Below are 26,146 nucleotides of genomic sequence, written 5' to 3' on the forward strand. Positions count from 1 at the left end.
TTTCACATTTAACTCACATTTTTTTTACATTTTCTTCAATGAAAACCATTATCACTTATGGTATGATATGTTCAAGTTTTTACGGGTAATAGAAGTTACTATACATTAGTATTCAATATTTTTTATGTTCGTCACAAATTTTTCGTAATTTACATTTAAAAAATAAGTAACTAATGTTATTATATTATCTGTAACTAAATTAATTACAACTTTAGGAGGACGATATGGTTATTCAATTTTTAAGAGAAAACAAAGCAGTTTCTTTTGTGTTAGCAGTAATTCGAGTGTATCTTGGTTACACATGGTTAATGGCTGGAATAGGTAAACTACAAGGAAAAGGGTTCGATGCAACCGGTTATTTACAAGGGGCAATTGAAAAATCTAAAGGAGCACAACCGGCTGTTCAATCTTGGTGGGCATCATTTTTACAAGATTTTGCAATTCCAAATGTAGATTTGTTTAATACACTTGTAACGTGGGGCGAAATTTTAGTCGGAATTGGTTTAATTGTAGGCTGTTTAACAAAAACAGCGGTCTTTTTCGGCCTTGTAATGAACTTTTCCTATATGCTTAGTGGGTCAATTGGTGTAAACCCTGAAATGGTTATTCTATCAATGTTCGTTCTAGTCTCTGGCATGAATGCTGGTAAATTTGGAATAGATGGTTTCGTTATTCCGAAAGTATTAGGATCAAAAACTCAAAAACGCCAAAAGCAAGCTGCTTAATATATGAAAGCGGGTATCTCAAAATGAGATACCCGCTTATTTTATTTTTCAACTTTATTGTTCTTAAAGAAGTCTTTTACATACCCTACAAATTCTTGTGGCTCTTGACGAAATGGTGCATGATAACCTTTTTCGATAATATGGAAAGTACTATTTTTTAAGAATTGATGATACGTTTCTCCTTCTTTCCAAGAAACGCTACTATCATTTCTTCCCCATATAATTAAGGTTGGTTGTTTAATTTCATTTGCATTGATTTGAAGACGTCTAGGCCATAATTTCATTTTATTGTAATGCTCTTCATCATTACGCTTGGATTTCACTTTGCTCTCATCATAATCTGCAATAGCAGAGACAGTATTTAAATCAGTCGACAACTGTGGTTTTGGTGAACCTTGTTTATTAACGAATGTATGAGGGCCGCCTGTAGCGTCGGTTAAAATAAGGTGGGTAACGGCTTCAGGATATAAATACGTTAAATTAAGAGAAATTTCTCCACCCATTGAGTGTCCCAGTATTGCAAATGAATCATAACCTAGTGTTTTCATTAACTTATAATACAAATTTGCATGGGTTGGGAAAGAATAATAAAAATCCATCGGCTTAGATGAGCGCCCGAACCCTAAAGCATCTACAGAAATAATTGTATGATCTTTCGCTAAGTCTGAATAAATCTTTTGAAAACCATCTGAAGATCCTCCAAATCCATGGATCATAAGTAAAGGTGGTTTTTCATTACCAATCTTCTTAAAGTAAATGGTTTGACCATCTATTTCTACCATTTTCTCCTCGGTAGCTAGTTTCGCTGTAAGTGTATTTTTAACTTGTTTTACTTGTTCTACTGGCTTTTCTGCTGCACTACATCCTACTAATAGTGTAAGAGTAAGACAACCTACCATAAAATAGCTAAATCGCTTCAATGAGGTGTCCCCTTTCTAACATAACGCTGTATCTATCATAGCAAATAGCATGTTACGATTTCCAGGAAGTTGACTACCATTTTTCGTCATAAGAGGTGAAAGGAGTGTTTCTTGGAAATTTTCTGTTTGAAGAAATTGACGAAATGAAAATTGTGAATGGGGGACATCAATCCTTACTGTGCCACTCCAACATTCACAGATTTTCTTGAATAATTGAATAGCATCCTTCTCTTGCTTTGCGATAAGTGGATTGACGCATAATATATTACCTTTTTGTATACATAAGGAAAAAGCTTCTATACAGTTATCTCTCTCAATTTTAAAAGAATGGCTCGTTCTTGGTAATAGCGATGAATAAAGTAAAGAACGATTCGCACCAGTTGTAATTTGATCGAGAGAAATAAGTGATACAAAATCTTGTTCTTTCACTTGTTGTGTAGGAGTAATATGTGTCTTAGTAGTTTGTTTTTCAAAACGATGAATCGTCGTTATTGTTTGAAATCCGCATGATGTATAAAGAGGCTCGCCGGCTTTTGTTGCAATAAGTGCAATTAGTTGTTTTGGGTGAGTGTGTGCTAAGCAACGAGTTAGCAAAATCCGCCCGATGCCTCGGCCTTGAAAATTAGGATGGACGATTAACATGCCAATCGTAGAAAAACTATTTTTAAAAGGAAATACTCCTCCAGCTGCAATCAATTTATTTGCATGTATATAACCGATAAGTGTGCCGAGAGAAAGGTACATTTCGAATTGTTTTTTCATAAATGCTTTATCTTGTAACCATCCAATAGCTTTGCAAAGGTCGAGTAAATCAAAGATAAAAGATTCATCTAGCTTTATTGTTTTCATAAATGTTCACCACATTTCTATTAATTCTCATAAAAGTAGATTGAAAATGTTAATTAAGAGATTTACGTTAAATGAAATCCAACTAGTTTATATTTCGATTGTAAAGGGGAAGATGGTTGATATGTACAGACAAACTTATACAAATTATAACTGATATTTACATAAGTTAACAAAAAATTTACATATAACTAATTTTCTCTTAATAGTCTTCCATTAAATTTGATAGTGGGAAATGAATAACCTAATTAGGGGGACAAGACAGTGAAAAAGTTTGTGAAAAAAGCATGGCCATTTGCAGTTGTGGCGTCGTTAGCAGTTACTTCGGTGGCAACATGGAATTTTACACGTTCTAGTGAAGTAAATGCAGATGAGAGCGGAAGCAATGCGAAGATTAAAAATGTTATTGTGTTAATTGGAGATGGTATGGGCCCTTCATACATGACGGCTCATCGTTATATGAAAGATAATCCAAAAACATTCGAGATGGAATCTACAGAGTTTGATAAACATCTTGTAGGAACACAAAAGACATATCCGGAAGATGAACATGAAAATATCACAGACTCTGCATCAGCAGCAACAGCTATGTCAGCAGGAATTAAAACATATAATGCAGCAATTGCAGTTGATAATGATAAAGCAGAAGTGAAAACTGTTCTTGAACAAGCGAAAGAAAAAGGGAAATCAACGGGACTCGTTGCTACTTCTGAAATTACACATGCAACACCAGCGGCTTTCGGTGCGCATGACATTAGTCGTAAAAATATGGACGCAATTGCAAATGATTATTTTGATGAGAAAATTAAAGGGAAGCATAAAGTAGACGTTATGCTTGGCGGCGGTGTAAATAACTTTGTTAGAAAAGATCGCAATCTTACAGAAGAATTCAAGAAATCTGGTTATAGCTACGTAACAGATCGAAATCAATTGTTAAATGATAAAAACGATCAAATTCTAGGTTTATTTGCACCAGGCGGTTTAGATAAAATGATTGACCGTACCGATAAAACACCTTCATTAGAAGAAATGACAAATGCAGCAATTGAGCGTTTGAACAAAAATAAAAATGGTTTCTTCTTAATGGTTGAAGGAAGTCAAATCGACTGGGCTGGACACGATAATGATATCGTAGGTGCAATGAGTGAAATGGAAGACTTTGAAAAAGCATTTAAAGCAGCGATTGAGTTTGCGAAAAAAGATAAAAATACGTTAGTCGTTGCAACGGCAGACCACGCTACTGGTGGATTATCTTTAGGTGCGAATGGTGAGTATAACTTTAAAGTAGATCCAATTAAAGCTGCAAAACGCACACCAGACTTCATGGCAAACGAGATTGCAAAAGGTGCAAATGTAGAAGAAACATTGAAAAAATATATTGATTTACAATTAACACCTGAAGAAATTAAAGCGGTAAATGATATAGCTCCTTCAAAAGATGTAACAAAGATTGATAACGCGATTGAGGATATTTTTAATAAGCGTTCAGTTACAGGCTGGACAACAGGTGGACATACAGGGGAAGATGTAAACGTATATGCATTTGGCCCAGGTAAATACTTGTTCTCTGGCGTTCAAGAGAATACAAATATCGCTAAACGTGTCTTTGATATTGTTGGCGGCGGTGATCCGAATAAAGGAAGACGCTAATTATAAATGAAAGTGAGGCGAAATGCCTCACTTTTCTTTTTAGGAGATGGGAAGATGAGGGCTTTTTTCATGGGAATAGGATCCCTTCTAATAGGTGTATTATTGCTAGTTGGATGCCAATCCAAGGAGGGTCATATAGAACAAAAATCTACTACTACAAAAACTGAGGAAAAGGTACAAATAACGAAAGAAGAAGAAAAATTGATTCAAGATGTTATGGAGAAATTTGTACTGACGACAAATGAAAAAAATCTTGCTGAACATATGGAGTTATTTTCAAAAAAGATGCCTAGTGCTGAGGATTTAAAAACACAAAAAGAAGCAGCTTTTCAAAAAGGAAATAAGAAAATTGAATTGGAACATATAGATATGAAAGCTAGTAAAGCAGGGTATGTTGTTGTGGAAACAAAGGAAAAGGAAATAGATGGAGAGGTCACTCTTCAGAAGAAAGTACAGTATGCGCTTGGAAAAGAAGAGGGTGGCTGGAAAATTGAAGAAGTTCGCACGATAGGGAAGAAATAAAGTGAAACTTTAATTAGGAATTTTTACTGCCTGTAAATAGTGAAATAAAAAAGGTTCTCATTGGCGAGAACCTTTTTTTATAGTGGTAACATAATTTGATTTGAACATGCTTCGATATCATCAATATCTTGGCGAATGGTTGCCATTTTATTATCAAGATCTTCAGCCTTCATTGCCGCGTCATGAAGTTCATCTTTTAAATACTCAGGTATTTTCCCTTCATACTTATAGTAAAGTTTATGTTCTAAACTTGCCCAGAAGTCCATTGCGAGCGTACGTAACTGAATTTCTGCAAAGACTTCTTTTGTACCAGAATTCAGTGATAAAGGATATTTAATAATCATGTGTAAACTTTTATAGCCATTTCCCTTTGGATTGGCGATATAATCTTTTACCTCTATGATTTCCATATCTTCACGCTTTTGAATGACTTCTTTCAAATGATAGATATCTTCTACGAAGCAACATGTAATACGAATGCCGATGATGTCTTGTAAATGCGTTTGAGCATTTTCAACTGTCGGTAATAAATTTTTACGTTCAAGCTTTTTAATAATACTTTCAGGTTGTTTTAATCTTGTTTTTATATGTTCAAACGGGTTGTAATCCTCTAAAAATTGGGCTTCCCGGTTCATAATTTCAAATTTAGTTTTTAACTCTTCTAAAGCAAATGTATATGGTAGTACAAAAGCTTTCCAGTAGTTAACTGTTGATTGATTATATTCCATTTATATACACACCTTTTCCAATTTACAAGTGAGGTTGTTATTATACTAAACACCAAATCATGTAGGCGCAAGCAGCAAATGATGAAATCATAAAACGATATTTAGTTTTCATACTTTCAACTCCTTTCAAATAAAATTCTATATAAATAAACGTGATTGTTAATAAGTTCACTATGTACAATTCCTATAGTAATAGATTCGTGTGAATTTCGTATGAACTAATTGTTTCAGATTTTTGTCTTTTTTTGTAATTGACAAAGAGAATAAAGTTATATAACATATAAATCGTAATCATTACGTTTTAGTTTGCAATCTTTGAAAGAAAGGAGAACTACATATGCGTGTAAATATTACATTAGCTTGTACAGAGTGCGGTGATCGTAATTATATTTCTAAAAAAAATAAACGAAACAATCCAGAGCGCATCGAACTAAAAAAATATTGTCCGCGATTAAAGCGAGTAACGCTACATCGTGAGACGAAGTAAAAGACTAGAGATATCTCTAGTCTTTTTTGTTTATAGTTCTTTGGTTTTGTTTGTTATAATTACCTTAAATTGTAATAAAGGAGAGGTATGATGAATCAAAAAGATAAAGAAAGAAAAGAGCAAGTGGCTCATATGATTGACATTCCAGATGATTATAGTCTTGTTGTAGATGATCAAGAAGGCGTGGATGACCCGTATCATCTATTATGGTGGGAGCATAAAGAGGACGAGGAGAAAACGATACAAATTACGCTGAATAGACATACTGGTAATGTAATTGAATTTAGTATAGATGATGAAAATTCTTTTTCGAGTGGTAAGGAAGCGATAGAGGAGAATAAAGCAAGAGAGATTGCAAATGTATTCTTAAAAAAATATACAAAAGAAGGATATGAATTTTATACATATGTAACTGTTAAGGACGACAGGCGCGGTTGGAAAGAAGTAAATTATATGCAAGAAGTGAATGGATACCCATTGCCAAATACAGGATGTGTTGTGCGAGTTCATTCTTCAGGTAATGTTGTGCATTTTCGTTATAATGGACAAAAAGCTATCGAGAAAAAACCGTTATGGCCAAGTGAAATCGTTGAAGAGAACGTCGTCTTAGAAAATTTGAAAGCTAGACAAGATATGAGACTTGTATTTGTGGATTTAACATACTCTTCATGTGAGTATGAAAATGGAGAGGAAGTAAAAGGGTACCATCTTGTATATGAACCAGAACCTAGCCATGCGTTTATTAAAGCAAGTACAGGTAAAAATTTGTTTGGATCGGATCACTATAAGTGGCCTCCAACTATAGCTGTTGAAAAACCGAAAAAAGGTAGCCGAAAAGATGATATATTCGATTTGTTTGACTGGGATAAAGAAAGTTTTACAAAAGTAGCTGAGACGGAAAATGATGATGAAATCAGGATGGAATTTGTTCCGAAAGAGGAATTACAGAAACAGAAAGAAGAAAAAAATCCATATTTAATGAATGAATTTTTTAAGAAGCATTTACCGATGTTAAAATATAATAATTTTGTTTGCATTATGATTGATAAATCTACGAATGAATTAACTGGCTTTATAAAATTGACAGACGATAAAGAAGTAAAGCAAATACTGTCTAGAGAGAAATGTTTACAAAAAGCACTTCAATTTTTAGAAGGAGTTATTCCAAATGTTACACAATATTTACGTCTTTGGGAAGAACGTGAAGAAGCGGAAGATGGAATTGAGAGGTTTTCCTTTTCAATATATGTAAATGACATTCATGTAGAGGGAAAAAATATTATGATCAACATTAATACAGAGAATGGTGCTGTGATGCATTATTCAGGAGAATCTAGCAACTTTATAAAAGAATTGCTTACATATGAAACAACACCAAAAGTAACAAAAGAAAAAGCGTTAGAAATATACAGAGGGGCCATGCGAGTTCATTTAGAATGGTTTTTGGAGAATGATGTAGAGGAAACAAGCTACGAACTACTGTATAAACAAACAACGGATGAAAATTATAAAGAACCCTTCGACCGTAGTCGAGAAATTCGTTATATTGATGCCGACACAGGGAAGAAAATTTGGAGTGAATATTAATAAAAGCCAATCGATACGTATCGATTGGCTTTTACTATGTTCGTAGAATCATTTATTAATTGCCGTTAAGTGGTTGCAGAATACCATCTTGAGCTTTTGACCACTCATATAAATTCCCATCTGAACCTACTGCGAAATTTAGAGCACGTTGATGTTCACCATCACCACGTGTGTATAAAACGTCATATAGCTTAATGCCATTTATTGTACCGATTAGTTGGTCTTCCGCTGAGACGTAATGAATGTCAGCTGATCGAGCTCCCATTCTTGTTTCTAGAACTTTTACAGCATCTTCACTTGTGAATGTAATAGTATCAGTTTGTTTATTTGGTTGCTTAGCTGGTTGTTGCTCTTTTTGTGTGTTTTTAGATTCTGCTTCAGGTTTTGTATTATTTTTAGCTGTTTCATTATTTTCATTTTTTTTGTTGTTTTCAGTAGTTGTGTTGTTTTCGGATTTTGTATTAGTTTTAGGTGTTGCGTTGTTCTCAGTCTTTGTATTGTTTTCAGTTTTTACATTGTCTGCATCTTTTTGGTTATCTTCAGTTGTTGTGCTATCTTTTGATGCGGCAGTATCCTGTTTAGTCGTCTCAGTTTTTGTGGGCGAAGTTTCTTGTCCACAAGCTGAAAGTAAGAAAAAAGATAGTGTGAGTACTACTAATTTTGTTATTTGTGAAGTAAAGTATCGCATGAAAACACCTCTTTCAAAATTTTGGAACTTTACATATTGTAATACATTGGAAAATTTATTCAAGGTATGAAAGACTTATTTCGTTCGACAAAAAGCCAAGGATTCCATATTTATATCGTACAGACACAAACAACCTTACGCCCACATACACATAGTAAAGACCACTATTTTGGCGGAGGTGAAAGGTTTGAGTCTATTCGCCGCAATTGGATATATGGTTCGAGAAGTGTTTGTCTTTGTTTCTTATGTAAAGAACAATGCGTTTCCGCAACCGTTATCATCAGACGATGAGAGAAAGTACTTAGAGTTAATGGAGCAAGGTGATGCTCAAGCGAGGAATTTGTTAATTGAACATAATTTACGGCTTGTAGCTCATATCGTTAAGAAGTTTGAAAACACAGGGGAAGATGCAGAAGATTTAATTTCAATTGGTACAATAGGGCTTATTAAAGCGATCGAGAGCTATTCGGCAGGAAAAGGCACAAAACTTGCGACGTATGCAGCACGCTGTATTGAAAATGAAATTTTGATGCATTTACGTGTACTAAAGAAAACGAAAAAGGACGTTTCACTTCATGACCCGATCGGGCAAGATAAAGAGGGGAATGAAATATCGCTTATTGATATATTAAAATCAGAGTCTGAAGATGTAATTGATATGATTCAGCTTAGTATGGAGTTAGAAAAGATTAAAGAGTATATCGATATTTTAGACGAACGGGAGAAAGAAGTAATCGTGAAGCGTTTTGGACTGGGGCTTGATAAAGAGAAAACGCAACGAGAGATCGCAAAGGCACTCGGTATCTCGAGAAGCTACGTATCAAGAATTGAAAAGCGTGCTTTAATGAAAATGTTCCATGAATTTGTAAGAGCAGAGAAAGAGAAAAAAGCGAAAGAATAATGTACATTGCAAGCAGCCATATTTTAAAATGGGCTGCTTTTCTTTTTGTAAATAAGGAAAGAAAAAGAGTTGTGTTCAGAAGAAATCCATGTTCACTGTTGAAAATGACGGATTCTATCTGTAATATTAGAGGGTGCTAAACAATTTAAGAATAATACCATACTTAGTTTTCCGCATGTATAATGAAACAGTTCTATATGATATGTGGAAATAAGAACCAATTTTACATATGATATAGAAGGAAAAGAAGGGGAAGCTAAAGTTATAGGCTGATTAGGAGGTTTCGCAATTTGCGACGTACATTATATCGACTTATGATCGAACTTACAAATGGTCGTTTTACTTCTTATATATTACGTAAATTTGCACAATCTCGTTTGAGCTCTATCATTATTCCATCGTATGCGAAAGTTTTTCAAATTAATCAAGATGAGATGGAAAAGGGTTTGAAGGAATATAGAACATTGCATGAATTATTTACGCGTAAGCTAAAAGAAGGAAAGCGTAGTGTTGATACAGGTGCATCGAGTATCGTTAGTCCTGTTGATGGTGTTTTTGCTGATCACGGTCCTATTGAGGACACAAAAACATTTGATATTAAAGGCAAGCGTTATTCGATCGTGGATATGCTAGGTAATGAAGAACGTGCAAAGCGATATGCAGGTGGTACATACATGGTTATTTATTTAAGCCCAAGTCATTATCATCGTATTCATAGCCCGCTTTCTGGTTCTGTGACTGAAAGGTTTGTACTTGGTAGAAAATCATATCCGGTAAATGCAGCTGGTATGGAATACGGGAAAGAGCCATTATCAAAAAATTATCGCTCTGTTACAGAAGTAAATAGTGACGGTGAACATATGGCGCTTGTAAAAGTAGGAGCTATGTTTGTTAATAGTATTGAGCTTTTGCATGAAAGAAGTACTGTTCAAAAAGGTGAAGAAATGGCATACTTTACATTTGGCTCAACAGTTGTGTTATTGTTTGAAAAAGATATGATAGAAGTAGTGCAGAATTTGAAGAGTGGGCAAGAGCTTCGTCTTGGTGAAAAAATTGCTACTCGATTGGCCCATAAGTAAAGAAAAGATTTTATAACTGTAAGCAAGAGTTATGGACAAAGATGCTTAATGATGAAATTCCCTAGATGGGAGTACTTGTTTATTCGAGAGCCATCGCAGGATGGCTCTTTTTACAAGTTAGCTCATTAAAATTTCACTTTATATGTAATCAAGACGATTTGACAAGCTTGTCCTCTAATGAGCGTCTAATCATTTCTTGTTTTATAAGTAAAATGAAGTCGGGATTTAATTTTAGTTCTTTTGCTTTATAATAAGACTCAGTGAGTAACTCAGTAGATAACTGTTCCATATGTTTTGTTTTCAAGGTGAGTCACCTCCTAATAATATAAGGATTGATTCGTTGTTGCATTTAATGTACCAAAAAAATATGACAGTCACAAACGGGTGGTTATCCACATACCTAGGTGGATAAAATGTGTATAGAATGTTAGTAAATTCCAAATTGACTGAAAAATTAATGTGGAAAATGTGTACAATTTTATCCACAGGTTATATATCGAAATATGTTGTCGAAAAATTTTTATGAAAACTCCTCAAAGAGGTGAAAGAAATTGAAGTTATTTTTACCAAATGAATATGTGAAAAATGTATATCATGTTCAACCAGAAGATTTGAAAAAACGTGGAATTAAAGGTGTTATTACTGATTTAGATAACACTTTAATTGAATGGGATCGTCCAAATGCAACGCCGCAACTTGAAGAATGGTTTTTGGAAATGAAAGAGCAAGGCATTCAAGTAACGGTCGTTTCAAATAATAATGAGCAACGTGTGAAAGACTTTGCTGATCCATTAGGTATTCCATTTATTCATAGTGCGCGTAAACCATTTGTTCGTGCATTTAAGCGTGCGATACAAGAGATGCATCTGCAACCAGATGAAGTTGTAGTAATTGGGGATCAGTTACTAACGGATGTGTTAGGTGGAAACCGAGTGGGACTTCATACAATTTTAGTTGTACCGGTAGCACAAACGGACGGATTAGTAACGCGCTTTAATCGAAAAATTGAACGAAGAATTATGAGAAATATGAAGAAAAAAGGTTTAATTAACTGGGAGGAATAAAGTTTGACTGAAACAATTAAATGTATTGGTTGCGGTGTAGAAATTCAAACAGAAGATAAAAACGAAGTGGGATATGCTCCTACCTCATCTTTAGAGAAAGAACAAGTAATTTGTCAACGCTGTTTTCGCTTGAAACATTACAACGAAATTCAAGATGTATCATTAACAGATGATGACTTCCTACGTATTCTAAATGGAATTGGAAAATCAGATGCGTTAGTAGTTAAGATTGTAGATATTTTTGATTTTAATGGTAGCTGGTTACCTGGCTTACATCGTTTCGTGGGCAATAATAAAGTATTACTTGTTGGAAATAAAGCTGATTTAATTCCTAAGTCAGTAAAACATGATAAAGTAAAGCATTGGATGCGCTATAGTGCAAAGCAGCTAGGATTAAAGCCAGAAGATGTCTTTTTAATTAGTGCAGCGAAGGGACAAGGAATTGCCGAGCTGGCAGATGCTATTGAGTATTACCGCGGCGGAAAAGATGTTTACGTTGTTGGATGTACAAATGTAGGAAAATCAACATTTATTAATCGTATGATTAAAGAATTTAGTGATGAGACTGAAAATGTAATTACAACATCTCATTTCCCAGGAACAACGCTTGATTTAATTGATATTCCGTTAGACGAAGAATCTTCTTTATATGATACGCCAGGTATTATTAATCACCATCAAATGGCTCATTATGTTGGAAAAGAAAGCTTAAAGCTTATTACACCAACAAAAGAAATTAAACCAATGGTGTTCCAATTAAATGAGGAACAAACGTTATTCTTTAGTGGATTGGCACGTTTTGATTATGTAAGTGGTGGTCGTCGTGCGTTTACTTGTCACTTCTCAAATCGTTTAACAATTCACCGTACAAAGCTTGAGAAAGCAGACGAATTGTATAAAAATCATGCTGGGGATTTACTAAGCCCGCCAACACCAGAAGAATTAGCGAATATGCCTGAACTAGTGAAATACGAGTTTAATATTCGTGAGCCGAAAACGGATGTTGTATTTTCTGGATTAGGATGGGTTACTGTGAACGAACCAGGAGCAAAAATTGTTGCACACGTACCAAAAGGAGTAAGTGTTTCATTGCGTAAATCTTTAATTTAATATGGAGAGGGATTTATGAAACAATTATATGGTGTAATCGGAAATCCAATTGGACATTCATTATCACCCGTTATGCATAACGATGCATTTGAACACTTGAATATGGATGCCCATTATCATGCATTTCTTGTTGAAGAGGAAGTGCTAGGGGAAGCAATAAGAGGTTTAAAAGCATTAGGTATTTCAGGATTTAATGTAACAACTCCGCACAAAGTTGCTATTATGGAGTATTTGGATGAGATTGATCCATTAGCGATGCAAATCGGTGCAGTAAATACAGTGGTTCATAAAGACGGGAAGTTGATTGGCTACAATACAGATGGAATTGGTTTTGTTCGAGCATTGCAATCCATTAGTAGTGAACCACTTCAAGGGAAACGTATTTTATTACTTGGCGCAGGTGGTGCTAGTCGAGCTATTTATTTTTCTCTTGCTGATATAGGTGTGAAAGAGATTGATGTAGCCAATCGCACAGTAGATAAGGCGGAAGAACTTATTGCTGCATGTAAGGCTCATGTTACTTCTGTTGCTTTATCGCTAGAAAAAGCAACAGAAGAACAAGAGAATTATGATATTATCATTCAGACGACAACAATAGGTATGCATCCATACGTCGAACATACGCCATTACAAATTTGTTCGTTAAAAAAAGGAACGATTGTATCAGATATAATTTATAATCCATTTGAAACGAAAATTTTATGTGAGGCAAAAGAGCAAGGTGCAATCATTCAAAATGGTATTGATATGTTTGTTTATCAAGGGGCACTTGCATTTGAAATGTGGACAGGACGCATACCAAATATTGATCGAATGAAACAATTAGTTATAAAAAAGCTTGGAGGCTAACATATATGTTAACAGGAAAACAAAAAAGATTTTTACGTGCACAAGCACATCATTTAACACCAATTTTTCAAGTAGGAAAAGGCGGCGTAAATGAGAATATGGTGAAACAAATTGGAGAAGCGTTAGAAGTTCGTGAACTATTTAAAGTGAGCGTATTACAAAACTGTGAATTTGATCGTCGTGAAGTTGCAGAAGAGCTTGCACAAGGTGCACGTGCTGAAATCGTTCAAGTAATTGGAAGCACAATTGTGTTATACAAAGAATCAAGAGAAAATAAACAAATTAAACTTCCTCGATAAAAAAGGTTAGCATGCGCTATTTTTATCGCTGATGCGTAATGATGTAGAGAGCGAAACCAATTGAACTTTTATTAACAGTGAGCTCTCTTCGGATAGGAATGAAGAGAGTTACTGTATGTAAAAGGAAGGGGCGTTTCTTTTGAGAAAAATTGGCATCATTGGCGGTACATTTGACCCGCCTCATTATGGGCATTTACTAATTGCAAATGAAGTGTATCACGCTTTGAATCTGGAGGAGGTATGGTTCTTACCAAACCAAATTCCACCGCATAAACAAGGACGAAATATTACAAGTGTAGAAAGTCGCTTACATATGTTAGAACTTGCGACTGAGGAAGAAACACACTTTTCTATTTGTTTAGAAGAGCTGAATAGGAAGGGCCCATCTTATACATATGACACTATGTTACAATTGACGAAGAAGTATCCGGATGTGCAGTTTCACTTTATTATTGGTGGAGATATGGTTGAGTATTTACCGAAGTGGTATAACATTGAAGCGTTACTAGATCTGGTTACGTTTGTTGGTGTTGCAAGACCTGGTTATACATTGCGTACGCCTTATAATATCACTACGGTGGAAATTCCGGAGTTTGCAGTTTCTTCATCTTTACTACGTGAGAGATATAAAGAGAAGAAAACATGTAAATATTTACTTCCTGAAAAAGTACAGGTATATATTGAGAGGAATGGGTTGTATGAATCGTGAGAATGCACTTCATATTGTCAAACAACAAATGCATGAAAAACGTTATATACACACAATTGGTGTAATGGAGACAGCGATTGAGCTCGCTAAATTATACGGTGTGGATGAGAAGAAAGCAGAAGTGGCAGCTATATTCCATGATTATGCGAAATGTAGAGCGATTTCAGAGATGGAAGAGATTATTAAATGTGAAGATTTGCCGAAAGATCTACTTTGTTATAACAAAGAGTTATGGCACGCACCTGTTGGGGCATACTTAGTAGAAAAAGAAGTAGGTATTACGGATCCTGAAATCCTGCAAGCTATTACATATCATACAAGTGGTCATGAGAAAATGACGATGTTAGATAAAGTGATTTATGTAGCTGATTACATTGAGCCTGGGCGAAAGTTTCCAGGGGTGGAAGAAGCTCGTAAACTCGCATATACGGATATAAATCAAGCTTTATTATTTGCGTTAAAGCGAACAATTCAATTTTTAATGGAAAAAGATCAAACGATTTATCCATTAACATTCCAAACATATAATGCAGTTATCAAGGAGGAAATTATTAAATGAAAGATAAAGATTTATTAGTATTAGCAGCGAAAGCAGCTGATGATAAGAGAGCAGAAGATATGGTTGTCCTAAATATGCAAGGTATTTCACCAATTGCAGATTATTTCATTATTTGTCACGGTAACTCAGATAAACAAGTGCAAGCAATTGCGCGTGAAATTAAAGCAAAAGCACACGAGTTCGAAATCGACGTACAACGTATGGAAGGTTTTGACGAAGCGCGCTGGGTATTAGTTGATCTTGGAGATGTAGTTGCTCATGTATTCCATAAGGATGAGCGTAATCACTATAATTTAGAGCGTCTATGGGGCGATGTGCCACGTGAAGATATTACAGACGAGCTAGACCAATGAAATATGAACAATTTGCATTGTTGTACGACGAACTAATGAATGATGTCCCTTATGAAAAATGGGTAGAATTCACAGAGGAAAGCCTGCAGCAAGCGGATATGAAAGAGGCAAAGATTCTTGACGTAGCATGCGGTACTGGTAATGTAACCCTTCCGCTCGTACAAAAGGGTTACGATTTAATCGGTGTCGATCTTTCAGAAGAAATGTTAACGGTCGCTCAGCAAAAATTAGGCGGAGAAGGATATTTTATTCCTTTTTACCAACAAGACATGCGAGAGCTTGATGTTCCGGGTGAGTTTGACTGTGTAACTATCTTTTGTGATTCATTAAATTATGTATTGCAAGAAGATGGAGTGCAAGAAACATTTCGAAGAGTGTTTCACCATTTACGTCAAGATGGTTTGTTTTTATTTGATGTACATTCTTTATATAAAATACATCATGTATTTCAAAATGAAACATACACAGTGAATGGAGAAGAAATATCTCTTATTTGGAATTGCTTCCCTGGTGAAGAATCAAATAGTGTAGAACATGATTTAACATTCTTTGTTCAAGACCCAGAAGAAGATGTGTACCATCGCTTTGACGAATGTCACGTGCAACGTGCATATCAGGTTGAAGAGTTAACGAAATGGCTTGAAGAAGCTGGTTTTACAGTGCTTCGCGTGACTGGTGACTTTGAGAGACTTGAAGTTACCGAACAAACAGAACGTATTTTCTTCATGGCGAAGAAAAACGGGTAAAACAAAAGCAACCGGGAAGGTTGCTTTTGTTTTGTAAAGAAGCTGTAATTTTTGTTCTAGAATAATAAGAAGATGGTATACGTGAAGTGTGAAAATACTAGTTTAAGTGAAAATGTAATGTAAAAAAGTAAGTATTTATAAAAAGGATTTGGAATGACGATGACGTATTTATTATGTGTGTTTATTGAATTGCTGATCAACGCATTTTAAATCTTCATCAAATTTCTCGTGTGTCCGCTCGATTAATTTATGAAACATATCTCCAACATGTTCTTCTAAAACACGAATACCTTCTCCTGTAACGCCGCCTTTCACACATACTTTTTCTTGTAAAGTAGGCAATGTGAAAATCCCTTTTTCAAGTAATTTCCCCATTCCAACGACCATTTCACTTACTAAAGTAGTGGCTTCTTCATGTGTAATATTTGTTTTATCTACAGCAGCGTTAATGAAACCTTGTAATAAATAACTAAAGAATGCAGGGCCGCAGCTTGCTATATCAGATGAAACGCGCGTTATATCTTCCTCTATTACAAGGGGAGTAGAAATTTTTTTGAATAGGCGAAATAGTTTTTGTTGCCACTCTTCAGAGCATTTACTTCCAAACGTAAATAGTGATGCGCCAGACAGGGCGCGGTTTGTAATGCTTGGAATAATACGGGCAACGTGGCAAGGTACAAGTGTCTCTAATTGTGATGGAGATATTGGACTTGTGATAGAAACTAAGCACTTTTCATCAGAAAAATGTTCGGCGTATTTTTGTAGGATCGGGTAGATATCTATCGGCTTTACGCAAATAAAAATAAGATGTGATCGTTCGATTACCTCATCAATAGTTTTGGCTATATGAACAGAAGGGTATTTTTCCTTTATATGATATGCTTTGGCGGGCGTTCGATTAATGATTGTAAGGCACGAAGGTTTGACAGCACGGGTTTCTAAAAATGCGTCGATTAGTATATTCCCCATGTTCCCTGTCCCTATAATTCCTATGTTCAATGTTTCATCCCTCCTTCGTAACAGCTTTCTCCTAAACAATATGAATGATGTTATAAATTTATGATTAGAGGTGAAAAATGATGTGGGATTTTCCAAAGAAATGGTTAGGATTAGTAGCTATTATTGGAACTGTACTTTTTCTTCTTTTCTGGAAAACGAACGAGCATACAGAACGATCAATCATTGTAACGGATGTTCAAGCGAAAGAGATGGAGAAAAAAAGTAAACCGAAAATATCGGATACAAAGCAGCAGAAAAAAATAATTGTAATTGATATGAAAGGGGCTGTTGTTAAAGAGGGAGTGTATGAAATGAAAGAAGGGGACCGGGTCAAGGATGCCATTGAGAAGGCAGGTGGTTTTTTGCCTGAGGCAGATAGGTTGAAGGTAAATTTAGCACAAATGGTACAAGACCAAATGATTCTTTACGTACCGAATAAAAGCGAACAAGTGCAAGGGGGAGCTGCTGTTTCAAAGGGAGAGGGGAAAGTTCAAATAAATGCAGCTTCTAAAGAACAACTTGAAAAAATTACAGGTATCGGCTCTCGGAAAGCAGAAAGTATTTTGAAATATCGAGAGGAGCATGGTCCATTTCAAAAAATAGAAGATTTGTTAGAGATTGATGGGATTGGTGCGAAGTCTTTGGAAAAAATAAAAGATCAAATTATTATTCCGTAAAAGATTGACGAAGTTTTTCTTCATTCGCTACACTACAAGTAGACAAAAAAGTAGGTGAAGAATATGGAACGAATTTCATGGGATCAATATTTTATGACGCAAAGCCATTTACTATCTTTACGTAGTACATGTACAAGGCTTGCAGTAGGAGCGACAATCGTTCGTGATAAACGAATTATTGCTGGTGGATATAATGGTTCAATTAAAGGTGGCGTACATTGTATAGATGACGGATGCTACGTTATTGATAATCATTGTGTTCGTACAATTCACGCAGAAATGAATGCTTTATTACAATGTGCAAAGTTTGGTGTGAAAACGGAGGAAGCGGAAATTTATGTTACGCATTTCCCTTGTTTACAATGCTGTAAGGCGATTATTCAAAGTGGTATTACAGCAGTTTATTATGCGCAGGATTATAAAAATCATCCATATGCCGTAGAGTTATTTGAAAAAGCGAATGTAACAGTGAAACACGTTCCGCTAGAATATAATATTGCAGCATTAGAGGATCAAAAGCGTCATATGGAGTTAAAAGAACTATTTGCATCTTTAGAAAAAGAAAACTTATCAATGGCAGAATTACAGCATGTATTCACGAAAGCAAAAATGATGCTATAAGGAGTGAGTATGAATTGCAAGGACAATGGGGCTATGTTGCAATCTCATTTATCATAGGGATTGCAATTGCCTTCTCCTCTTCGGTTTTATTGCTGATTTGTTGTCTTGTTCTATATGTTTTCTTTTGTTTGTATCGTACTTCGCGTAAAACCTTCCTTTATTGTATGATAGCGTGTTTTAGTGGCGCTATGTACACTATGTATATTCAAGGGCAAAACAAGCCTCTAGGAGAGTCCTACGAAGCTACAAGAGGAGTGATATACAATACACCTCTTATTAACGGGGATCGCCTATCATTTCAAGTTGAAGATCAGTATAAAAATATAGTGCAGTTAAGTTACAAAATTAAATCAACCTCGGAAAAGAAACAACTGCGACGATTACATGCAGGAGCATCATGTGTATTCGAAGGTGAGAGGAAAGAACCGCCAATAGCTCGGAATTTTCATGATTTTAATTATCGTGATTATTTGTATAAGCAAAATATTCATTTCATATTGGAAGCTACATATATTTCTGAATGCCATAAAACATCATTGTCACTCGTGCAATGGATCCTTCTTTTAAGGCAGCAAGCGATCTCGGGCGTTACAGAAATGTTTCCAGGGCAATCAGGTGCTTTTATGAATGCATTAGTATTTGGTGATAGACAACAAATGACATATGAAGTTGAAGAGCAATATCAGCAATTTGGTCTTGTACATTTGTTGGCGATTTCAGGATCGCATATCGTATTGTTAATGGTGATCGTGTATTTTATTTTGCTAAGAAGTGGTGTGACGAGGGAGGTAGCGACAGTATGTCTTATCTTCTGTATTCCTCTATATATGATTTTAGCAGGAGCGTCACCGTCTGTTATAAGAGCTTCTATAACAGGTGTTTTAATGTTGATTGCTTTTATGTGTTCTATTCGTTTATCTAGCTTAGATGCTTTAAGTGTAACAGCTATATGTATGCTTATATTTGATCCATATCTCGTGTTTAATATTGGTTTTCAGTTTTCTTTCGTTGGTAGTTTTGCTTTACTTTTATCTGCCCCGCTGTTACTAGAGAATAGTAATGGAGTAATCCGAAATTCTATTTATATTTCTTTTATTTCACAGCTCGTTAGTACTCCAATTTTGTTATATCACTTCGGTTATTTTTCTCCATATAGTATTTTTCTTAATATCCTATACGTTCCGTTTTTATCTCTCATTGTATTGCCGTGTAGTATTATCATTTTGGTATGTATACCGATCGTCCCATTTCTTGCAAAAGGACTTGCGAATGTACTATCAATAGGTTTGAATCTTTCTAATGATTTTTTAAGTGATTGTGAAAAATTGCCATTTATCCGTCTTAATTTCGGGCAAACACCTATACTTCTTGTAGCCCTATATTGCGTGAGTATTATTAGTATATTGATGGTTTGGGAAAGGCGAATGTCGAAGGGAATTATGTGTATAGCTTCAGGTATATTTCTGTTTATTAGTACATGTCATTATGTATATCCGTATTTTCGAGAAAGCGGAAGTGTTACATTTCTTGATGTTGGACAGGGAGATGCGATATTAATCCGTCTCCCGTACGATAAAGAGATTTACCTCATTGATACTGGTGGAACAATTCGTGTAAACAAAGAAGAATGGCAACTAAAAAAGCATGAATTTTCTGTCGGAAATGATATTTTGATTCCGTATTTACAAAAGGAAGGTATTAAAAAAATCGATAAATTAATCGTAACGCATGGCGATGCGGATCATATAGGTGCTGCGCAAGAGTTATTATCAAATATAACCGTAAAAGAAGTCGTATTTGGCCGAAAGGAACAAGATCCAGTATTAGAAAAAGTAGTAAAGAAACAGGCGTTAGAAAAGGAAGTGAAAATAAGAGAAGTGGGAGAAGGAGAGAGTTGGGGCGTAAATGAAGCGGAATTTTTCGTACTAGCTCCAACAGGAAAGGAAAGAAGTGAAAATAACGCTTCAATTGTAGTGTGGGCAAAGTTAGGAGGGATAACGTGGCTATTTACAGGTGATTTAGAAGAAGAAGGAGAGAAGTTTTTAGTAGCGGCGTATCCAGAGTTACGGGCGGATGTTTTAAAGGTTGCTCATCACGGGAGTAACACGTCGTCTATAGCCCCTTTTCTGAGCGTCGTACAGCCTAATATAGCGATTATTTCTGCCGGTGAGCGTAATAGGTATGGGCACCCTCATAAGGAAGTTATAGAGCGTTTTGAGAAGATGGGGATTGAAATATGGCGCACGGATAAGCAAGGTGCTATTTCCTATGTTTTTAAAGGGGAAAGGGGAACCTTTCGTAGCAAAATCACATATGATGAAACACATAATAGATAAAAAAGAAGACTGCCAGTAAGCAGCAGTCTTTAAGAACCGATAAATTTAATAACAGTTGCAATGATGAAAAGTGTTGCGAAAAAACCAAATGAGACGATAAATCCTACCCCTGAATCAATAGCGTCATTGCGTTTACTTTGAACATTTTGTTCAAAATCATTCATTTAGAATCCCTCCCCAACATTCCACTTTAGTATAAAATATTGTCAGAAAAAAATCTACAATTTCCATATGAAGAGAAATAGAGCGTTTTTACTACTTTTAGATCATGAAGTAACGTGAGTTTTTTGTTTCCAAGCATGTTAACAGTTGGCACTTATACTCGAATTTTTATTGTGAATAATAAAGGGAAGGTGATTACCGCACACCAATAAGAAACCCGGGGCTTATTGCGTGGCGTTTAATATAAATAAAGGGACGGGTTATACAGCCTGTTCCTTTGTACTTGTAAAACAAAAGCTAGGGCATTAGTATAAATATATATTGCCAAGTTAGGGAGTAGGAAAAAGTATGAGTGAGATACATAAAAAGATTAAAAAGAAGCAGTTTGTTCCGTTGTATTTACTGTATGGAACGGAAGCGTTTTTTATAAATGAAACGATAAAGCTTATTACAACAGAAGCGCTTGAAGAGGAAGATCGCGAGTTTAATGTTGTGACATATGATTTAGAAGAAGCGTATTTAGAAGATGTGGTTGAGGATGCACGTACACTTCCTTTTTTCGGAGAACGTAAAGTGATATTAATAAAATCACCACTATTTTTAACTTCACAAAAAGAAAAATTAGAGCAAAATATAAAAATTTTAGAAGAATATATTGGGGAGCCTTCTCCATTTTCTATTCTTGTTTTTGTTGCGCCTTACGAAAAACTTGATGAACGAAAAAAAATTACAAAACTATTAAAGAAAACAGCGGACGTAGTAGAAGCGAATGCGATGCAAGTGCAGGATGTTCAGAAGTGGATTGTTGCTCGTGCAGATGAAGTGCATGTACATATTGATAATGCAGCTGTTAGTTTATTGTTAGAGCTTGTGGGAAGTAATGTAACGATGTTGGCGAAGGAAATGGACAAGTTAACGTTATACGTCGGTATGGGCGGAGAGGTTACACCGAAACTCGTTGCAGAGCTTGTGCCAAAATCGGTTGAACAAAATGTGTTTGCTTTGACAGAAAAAGTGGTGAAAAAAGATATCGCGGGTGCGATGCAAATTTTGGATGGATTATTTACGCAGCAAGAGGAACCCATTAAACTGCTTGCATTATTAGTAAGTCAATTCCGCTTGCTCTATCAAGTGAAAGAGTTACAGCAACGTGGTTATGGACAAAATCAAATTGCGTCTCATATTGGTGTGCATCCATATCGTGTAAAGTTAGCGATGAATCAAACGAAGTTTTTCTCTTTTGAAGAATTAAAAAAAGTGATTATAGAATTAGCGGAAGCTGATTATAGTATGAAGACAGGAAAAATGGATAAGAAACTTGTGCTTGAGTTTTTCTTAATGCGGTTAAATCATATGTGATGAAACAAAAAAGTTCACGTGCTAAGCACGTGAACTTTTTGTATATAAAAAAACGATCCAAATGGATCGTTTTTTAAACGCCTTACGCGTTTACTTGTTTCGCTAAGCGAGATTTTTGACGAGCTGCAGCGTTTTGGTGGATAAGACCTTTACGAGCTGCTTTGTCAAGTTTTTTAGAAGCAGTTTTGAAAGCTTCTTTAGCATTTTCAAGATCGTTATTAGTAACTAAAGCTTCTACAGTTTTAACAGCAGAACGCATGTCAGACTTGATAGAAGCGTTATGTGAACGACGCTCTTCGCTAAGTTTAGCGCGTTTGATAGCAGATTTGATGTTTGCCATACTTTTCACCTCCCTGGTGCAATCGAATGACTCGATTCTTAACATAGAACAAGTGATATTCTATCAAACGGTGAAGAGAATTGCAATAGTATATCAATGAAATTTCACGTAAAGGAAAGAATGACCTTATATAACTTTGGGAAATCTAACGATATTTACTATGAATTACGGAGGAGATACGATGAAAGAACCATTAGATTTAAGTAAATATAGCGTTAGAACTGACCTTGCTGTAGAGGCTCATCAAATGTTGCAAGAGCGTCAAGAAGAGCAAAAAGGGATACAAGGAGTTATTGTAAAAGAGAGGGAAGAAGAAGGTGTTACTATTACGAAAGTAACGATTGATGAAGTTGCCTCTGAATCGATGGGAAAAAAACCTGGGAGTTATTTAACGCTTGAAGTGCAAGGTATACGTCAACAAGATACGGAACTGCAACAAAAAGTAGAGCGCATTTTTGCAAAAGAATTTTCTTATTTCTTAGAAGAAGTTGGCGTTACGAAAGAAGCGAGTTGTTTAATTGTTGGTCTTGGGAATTGGAATGTCACGCCAGATGCGCTTGGGCCGATAGTTGTAGAAAATGTATTGGTAACGAGACATTTGTTTCAATTGCAGCCTGAAAGTGTAGAAGAAGGGTTTAGACCTGTTAGTGCAATTCGGCCGGGGGTAATGGGGATTACAGGAATCGAAACGAGCGATGTCATTTATGGAATTATTGAGAAGACAAAGCCAGACTTTGTCATTGCAATTGATGCATTAGCTGCCCGTTCTATTGAACGAGTAAATAGTACGATACAAATTTCTGATACGGGAATTCATCCAGGGTCGGGTGTTGGGAATAAACGTAAGGAACTCAGTAAAGAAACATTGGGTATTCCTGTTATCGCGATTGGTGTTCCGACTGTGGTTGATGCAGTTTCGATTACAAGCGATACAATTGATTTTATTTTGAAACATTTTGGACGGGAGATGAAAGAAGGAAACAAACCTTCCCGTTCTTTGTTACCAGCTGGTTTTACATTTGGAGAAAAGAAAAAATTAACAGAAGAAGATATGCCGGATGAAAAGAGTCGGAATATGTTTTTAGGTGCTGTAGGTACACTGGAAGATGAAGAGAAGAGAAAATTAATTTATGAAGTGTTATCTCCTCTTGGCCATAATTTAATGGTGACTCCGAAAGAAGTGGATGCATTCATAGAAGATATGGCAAATGTAATAGCGAGTGGTTTAAATGCAGCCTTGCATCATCAAATTGACCAAGATAATACTGGAGCATATACACATTGATGGGAAGAGAAGATAATCGTTTAAGCCGCTTTTCGCTTTTATGTATATGTAGTGCGGCCTTATGCTTACTTATGATAATAGCAGGGGTGGCACTTGCTAATCATGGTTTGAAAAGTATGAAAGGTTATCAGCAAATGTCGTATGAACAAATCGCTCATATGACAGGAACAAAAGGTGAGGCTGCTGAATCAGAAATTTTGGAGGGTTCATTTTCCGCTACTGAAAAACAAAAACAATTAGAAAGTTTAAGAAGTTTTAATGTTGTAGAAGGGGTGGGTATGGCGATAGCAAGTGTTGCCTATGAAATAACAAGGTTTGGAACAGATATAGTTGTCGGGAAAGTAAAAGAAATTTTTAGTTAAGAGTCAAGCGGAGGACGGCTGTTTTACAGATTTGTAAGACAGCCGTTTTTTAATTTGAAAAAGGTTTGTCTCTTATGGTTTGTTCGCATAAGATATAGATAGAATGATTTGTATTGTAAGCAGCACGAGTTTTCATTGAATCTTTGCTGCTCTATTGATATAATCAGTGCTAGTGTATATTGGCGAGACTATTAGGAGTTGAGAACATAGATGAACAAAGAAGAAAGAGCAAAAAGACAGTCCAAAATCCGTAATTTCTCTATCATTGCTCATATTGACCACGGAAAATCAACGTTAGCAGACCGTATTTTAGAGAAAACAAACGCGTTAACACAACGTGAAATGAAGGCTCAATTGCTTGACTCTATGGATTTAGAGCGTGAGCGCGGTATTACAATTAAATTAAATGCAGTACAACTAACGTATAAAGCGAAAGACGGTGAAGAGTATATTCTTCACTTAATCGATACTCCAGGACACGTCGACTTTACGTACGAAGTATCTCGTAGTTTAGCGGCTTGTGAAGGTGCAATTCTTGTTGTCGATGCAGCGCAAGGTATTGAGGCGCAAACATTAGCGAACGTATACTTAGCGCTTGATAACAATTTAGAAATTTTACCGGTTATTAATAAAATCGACTTACCAAGTGCGGACCCAGAACGTGTACGTCAAGAGGTAGAAGATGTAATTGGTTTAGATGCATCGGAAGCTGTACTTGCTTCAGCGAAAGCTGGTATTGGTATTGAAGATATTTTAGAACAAATCGTTGAAAAGGTACCGGCTCCAACAGGTGATTCAGAAGAGCCTTTACAATGTATGATTTTCGATTCTTTATATGATCCATACCGCGGTGTAATTGCATATATCCGTGTTGTAAACGGAACGGTAAAAGTTGGCGATAAAGTACGTATGATGGCAACTGGAAAAGAATTTGAAGTAACAGAAGTAGGTGTGTTTACACCGAAAACAACGCAACGTGACGAATTAACAGTAGGTGATGTAGGTTTCTTAGCAGCATCGATTAAAAATGTGGGTGACACACGTGTTGGTGATACGATTACACACGCGAAACGTCAAGCTGCAGAGCCGTTAGCGGGTTATCGTAAATTAAACCCAATGGTATTCTGTGGTTTATATCCAATCGATTCTGCACGTTACAACGACTTACGTGATGCGTTAGAAAAATTAGAGTTAAACGATTCTGCTCTTGAGTTTGAACCAGAAACATCTCAAGCGCTAGGATTTGGTTTCCGTTGTGGTTTCTTAGGACTTCTTCACATGGAAATCATTCAAGAACGTATTGAACGTGAATTCAAAATTGACTTAATTACAACAGCGCCAAGTGTTATTTATAAAGTTTATTTAACGAGCGGTGAAGATGTTATTGTTGATAATCCATCTAATATGCCAGATCCACAGTCTATCGATCGTGTAGAAGAGCCGTTCGTGAAGGCTTCAATTATGGTTCCAAATGACTATGTTGGAGCTGTAATGGAAATTTGCCAAGGTAAACGTGGAACGTTTATTGATATGCAATATTTAGATGAAACACGTGTTACATTAACATATGAAATCCCGTTATCAGAAATCGTATATGATTTCTTCGATCAGTTGAAATCAAACACAAAAGGATATGCATCATTTGATTACGAGTTAATTGGCTACAAACCGTCGAAACTTGTGAAAATGGATATTCTTTTAAATAATGAACAAGTGGATGCTCTATCATTTATCGTACACCGTGATTCAGCGTATGACCGCGGTAAAGTGATTGTAGAAAAATTAAAAGATTTAATTCCAAGACAGCAGTTCGAAGTACCAATTCAAGCGACGATCGGAAACAAAGTTGTAGCGCGTTCTACAATTAAGGCGATGCGTAAAAACGTACTTGCGAAATGTTACGGTGGTGACATTTCTCGTAAACGTAAACTTCTTGATAAGCAAAAAGAAGGTAAAAAACGTATGAAGTCTGTTGGTTCTGTAGAAGTACCGCAAGAAGCGTTCATGGCTGTACTGAAAATGGATGACAATTAATAATTGATTGTTATTTCATGCGAATCGATATAAAAAAAGAAGTCGTTTATACGGCTTCTTTTTTATATCATTACTTTTTAGACAACGTAGCTTCTCTCATTTACAATGGTGAGAGAGCTTTTTAGTTCATATGGAGTTAGGAGTTTGTT

General features: G+C 35.7%; 30 protein-coding genes. 22 read left to right on the top strand and 8 right to left on the bottom strand.

Annotated elements, in window-relative coordinates; genetic code table 11:
- Window positions 1-224 precede the first annotated feature (224 nt).
- Entirely contained in the window at window positions 225-725 is a 501-nt protein-coding gene (locus ACTFOB_RS16540; protein WP_000236605.1) for a DoxX family protein, read from the top strand.
- Between the two features lie 41 nt (window positions 726-766).
- On the opposite strand, the gene ACTFOB_RS16545 is transcribed toward ACTFOB_RS16540, so the two are convergent.
- Window positions 767-1,645: an alpha/beta fold hydrolase gene (locus ACTFOB_RS16545; RefSeq protein ID WP_440027609.1), complete on the bottom strand. Its 879-nt coding sequence runs from the start codon at window positions 1,643-1,645 to the stop codon at window positions 767-769.
- 15 nt (window positions 1,646-1,660) lie between these two features.
- Window positions 1,661-2,494: a GNAT family N-acetyltransferase gene (locus tag ACTFOB_RS16550; RefSeq protein ID WP_440027611.1), complete on the bottom strand. Its 834-nt coding sequence runs from the start codon at window positions 2,492-2,494 to the stop codon at window positions 1,661-1,663.
- 261 nt (window positions 2,495-2,755) lie between these two features.
- Here ACTFOB_RS16550 and ACTFOB_RS16555 point away from each other — a divergent pair, with 261 nt between their 5' ends.
- The gene (locus ACTFOB_RS16555; protein ID WP_000714923.1) at window positions 2,756-4,141 is read left to right on the top strand and encodes an alkaline phosphatase; all 1,386 of its coding nucleotides are present in this window, start codon (window positions 2,756-2,758) and stop codon (window positions 4,139-4,141) included.
- 54 nt (window positions 4,142-4,195) lie between these two features.
- Window positions 4,196-4,663, top strand: a complete 468-nt coding sequence (locus ACTFOB_RS16560) for a hypothetical protein (protein WP_440027613.1) — start codon at window positions 4,196-4,198, stop codon at window positions 4,661-4,663.
- A gap of 77 nt (window positions 4,664-4,740) precedes the next feature.
- Here ACTFOB_RS16560 and ACTFOB_RS16565 read toward each other — a convergent pair whose 3' ends face one another.
- Entirely contained in the window at window positions 4,741-5,391 is a 651-nt protein-coding gene (locus ACTFOB_RS16565; protein WP_000456215.1) for a GTP pyrophosphokinase, read from the bottom strand.
- Window positions 5,392-5,728: 337 nt separating this feature from the next.
- Here ACTFOB_RS16565 and rpmG point away from each other — a divergent pair, with 337 nt between their 5' ends.
- A complete protein-coding gene (rpmG, locus tag ACTFOB_RS16570) occupies window positions 5,729-5,878 on the top strand; it encodes a 50S ribosomal protein L33 (RefSeq protein ID WP_001265617.1) in 150 nt (49 codons plus the stop codon).
- Window positions 5,879-5,968: 90 nt separating this feature from the next.
- Window positions 5,969-7,465, top strand: a complete 1,497-nt coding sequence (locus ACTFOB_RS16575) for a YcdB/YcdC domain-containing protein (RefSeq protein ID WP_440027614.1) — start codon at window positions 5,969-5,971, stop codon at window positions 7,463-7,465.
- A gap of 55 nt (window positions 7,466-7,520) precedes the next feature.
- Here the strand turns inward: ACTFOB_RS16575 and ACTFOB_RS16580 are convergent, their stop codons facing one another.
- Window positions 7,521-8,153: a hypothetical protein gene (locus ACTFOB_RS16580; RefSeq protein ID WP_440027616.1), complete on the bottom strand. Its 633-nt coding sequence runs from the start codon at window positions 8,151-8,153 to the stop codon at window positions 7,521-7,523.
- A gap of 187 nt (window positions 8,154-8,340) precedes the next feature.
- Between ACTFOB_RS16580 and sigK the strand changes: the two genes are divergently transcribed.
- Window positions 8,341-9,054 (top strand): RNA polymerase sporulation sigma factor SigK, encoded by a 714-nt coding sequence (gene sigK, locus ACTFOB_RS16585; RefSeq protein ID WP_000051382.1) that lies wholly within the window; start codon window positions 8,341-8,343, stop codon window positions 9,052-9,054.
- Window positions 9,055-9,344: 290 nt separating this feature from the next.
- Complete coding sequence (locus ACTFOB_RS16590; RefSeq protein ID WP_151633663.1) at window positions 9,345-10,133, top strand: phosphatidylserine decarboxylase; 789 nt, start codon at window positions 9,345-9,347, stop codon at window positions 10,131-10,133.
- A gap of 148 nt (window positions 10,134-10,281) precedes the next feature.
- Here the strand turns inward: ACTFOB_RS16590 and ACTFOB_RS16595 are convergent, their stop codons facing one another.
- Window positions 10,282-10,437, bottom strand: coding sequence for a sporulation histidine kinase inhibitor Sda (locus tag ACTFOB_RS16595; RefSeq protein WP_000850097.1), 156 nt, complete (start codon window positions 10,435-10,437; stop codon window positions 10,282-10,284).
- A gap of 247 nt (window positions 10,438-10,684) precedes the next feature.
- Between ACTFOB_RS16595 and ACTFOB_RS16600 the strand changes: the two genes are divergently transcribed.
- The 8 genes from ACTFOB_RS16600 to ACTFOB_RS16635 all read left to right on the top strand — a co-directional run bounded on the left by ACTFOB_RS16600 (window position 10,685) and on the right by ACTFOB_RS16635 (window position 15,822).
- Window positions 10,685-11,197 (top strand): YqeG family HAD IIIA-type phosphatase, encoded by a 513-nt coding sequence (locus ACTFOB_RS16600; protein WP_151633665.1) that lies wholly within the window; start codon window positions 10,685-10,687, stop codon window positions 11,195-11,197.
- A gap of 3 nt (window positions 11,198-11,200) precedes the next feature.
- On the top strand, window positions 11,201-12,307 hold the full coding sequence (gene yqeH, locus ACTFOB_RS16605; RefSeq protein ID WP_016086219.1) for a ribosome biogenesis GTPase YqeH: 1,107 nt from the start codon (window positions 11,201-11,203) through the stop codon (window positions 12,305-12,307).
- Window positions 12,308-12,322: 15 nt separating this feature from the next.
- Window positions 12,323-13,156, top strand: a complete 834-nt coding sequence (gene aroE / locus ACTFOB_RS16610; RefSeq protein WP_440027619.1) for a shikimate dehydrogenase — start codon at window positions 12,323-12,325, stop codon at window positions 13,154-13,156.
- Between the two features lie 5 nt (window positions 13,157-13,161).
- Window positions 13,162-13,455 (top strand): ribosome assembly RNA-binding protein YhbY, encoded by a 294-nt coding sequence (yhbY, locus tag ACTFOB_RS16615; protein ID WP_000955228.1) that lies wholly within the window; start codon window positions 13,162-13,164, stop codon window positions 13,453-13,455.
- Between the two features lie 139 nt (window positions 13,456-13,594).
- Window positions 13,595-14,164: a nicotinate-nucleotide adenylyltransferase gene (nadD, locus tag ACTFOB_RS16620; RefSeq protein WP_440027621.1), complete on the top strand. Its 570-nt coding sequence runs from the start codon at window positions 13,595-13,597 to the stop codon at window positions 14,162-14,164.
- Entirely contained in the window at window positions 14,154-14,723 is a 570-nt protein-coding gene (gene yqeK, locus ACTFOB_RS16625) for a bis(5'-nucleosyl)-tetraphosphatase (symmetrical) YqeK (protein WP_001078481.1), read from the top strand. The genes nadD and yqeK overlap by 11 nt, the downstream gene beginning before the upstream one ends.
- Window positions 14,720-15,076, top strand: coding sequence for a ribosome silencing factor (gene rsfS, locus ACTFOB_RS16630; protein WP_071712961.1), 357 nt, complete (start codon window positions 14,720-14,722; stop codon window positions 15,074-15,076). Before yqeK ends, rsfS begins: the two co-directional genes overlap by 4 nt.
- Complete coding sequence (locus tag ACTFOB_RS16635) at window positions 15,073-15,822, top strand: methyltransferase domain-containing protein (protein ID WP_440027624.1); 750 nt, start codon at window positions 15,073-15,075, stop codon at window positions 15,820-15,822. The genes rsfS and ACTFOB_RS16635 overlap by 4 nt, the downstream gene beginning before the upstream one ends.
- A gap of 171 nt (window positions 15,823-15,993) precedes the next feature.
- Here ACTFOB_RS16635 and comER read toward each other — a convergent pair whose 3' ends face one another.
- Window positions 15,994-16,821, bottom strand: a complete 828-nt coding sequence (gene comER, locus ACTFOB_RS16640; protein WP_151633675.1) for a late competence protein ComER — start codon at window positions 16,819-16,821, stop codon at window positions 15,994-15,996.
- Between the two features lie 77 nt (window positions 16,822-16,898).
- Between comER and ACTFOB_RS16645 the strand changes: the two genes are divergently transcribed.
- The 3 genes from ACTFOB_RS16645 (at window position 16,899) to ACTFOB_RS16655 (ending at window position 20,455) form a co-directional block, all read left to right on the top strand.
- Window positions 16,899-17,498, top strand: coding sequence for a helix-hairpin-helix domain-containing protein (locus ACTFOB_RS16645; protein ID WP_440027627.1), 600 nt, complete (start codon window positions 16,899-16,901; stop codon window positions 17,496-17,498).
- 63 nt (window positions 17,499-17,561) lie between these two features.
- Entirely contained in the window at window positions 17,562-18,119 is a 558-nt protein-coding gene (locus ACTFOB_RS16650) for a ComE operon protein 2 (protein ID WP_440027629.1), read from the top strand.
- A 14-nt stretch (window positions 18,120-18,133) separates the two neighbouring features.
- Window positions 18,134-20,455: a DNA internalization-related competence protein ComEC/Rec2 gene (locus tag ACTFOB_RS16655; RefSeq protein WP_440027631.1), complete on the top strand. Its 2,322-nt coding sequence runs from the start codon at window positions 18,134-18,136 to the stop codon at window positions 20,453-20,455.
- 29 nt (window positions 20,456-20,484) lie between these two features.
- Here ACTFOB_RS16655 and ACTFOB_RS16660 read toward each other — a convergent pair whose 3' ends face one another.
- Window positions 20,485-20,619: a YqzM family protein gene (locus ACTFOB_RS16660; RefSeq protein WP_000997609.1), complete on the bottom strand. Its 135-nt coding sequence runs from the start codon at window positions 20,617-20,619 to the stop codon at window positions 20,485-20,487.
- A gap of 346 nt (window positions 20,620-20,965) precedes the next feature.
- Here ACTFOB_RS16660 and holA point away from each other — a divergent pair, with 346 nt between their 5' ends.
- Window positions 20,966-21,976 (top strand): DNA polymerase III subunit delta, encoded by a 1,011-nt coding sequence (holA, locus tag ACTFOB_RS16665; RefSeq protein ID WP_440027633.1) that lies wholly within the window; start codon window positions 20,966-20,968, stop codon window positions 21,974-21,976.
- A gap of 82 nt (window positions 21,977-22,058) precedes the next feature.
- Here the strand turns inward: holA and rpsT are convergent, their stop codons facing one another.
- Window positions 22,059-22,316 (bottom strand): 30S ribosomal protein S20, encoded by a 258-nt coding sequence (gene rpsT, locus ACTFOB_RS16670; RefSeq protein ID WP_001274014.1) that lies wholly within the window; start codon window positions 22,314-22,316, stop codon window positions 22,059-22,061.
- Between the two features lie 181 nt (window positions 22,317-22,497).
- Between rpsT and gpr the strand changes: the two genes are divergently transcribed.
- The 3 genes from gpr to lepA all read left to right on the top strand — a co-directional run bounded on the left by gpr (window position 22,498) and on the right by lepA (window position 25,997).
- On the top strand, window positions 22,498-23,601 hold the full coding sequence (gpr, locus tag ACTFOB_RS16675; RefSeq protein ID WP_151633685.1) for a GPR endopeptidase: 1,104 nt from the start codon (window positions 22,498-22,500) through the stop codon (window positions 23,599-23,601).
- Complete coding sequence (locus ACTFOB_RS16680; RefSeq protein WP_440027636.1) at window positions 23,601-23,963, top strand: YqxA family protein; 363 nt, start codon at window positions 23,601-23,603, stop codon at window positions 23,961-23,963. The genes gpr and ACTFOB_RS16680 overlap by 1 nt, the downstream gene beginning before the upstream one ends.
- Window positions 23,964-24,173: 210 nt before the next feature.
- Window positions 24,174-25,997 (top strand): elongation factor 4, encoded by a 1,824-nt coding sequence (gene lepA / locus ACTFOB_RS16685; protein ID WP_440027638.1) that lies wholly within the window; start codon window positions 24,174-24,176, stop codon window positions 25,995-25,997.
- Window positions 25,998-26,146 lie beyond the last annotated feature (149 nt).

It is taken from the genome of Bacillus cereus group sp. MYBK79-1, assembly GCF_051915365.1.
Lineage (GTDB): Bacteria > Bacillota > Bacilli > Bacillales > Bacillaceae_G > Bacillus_A.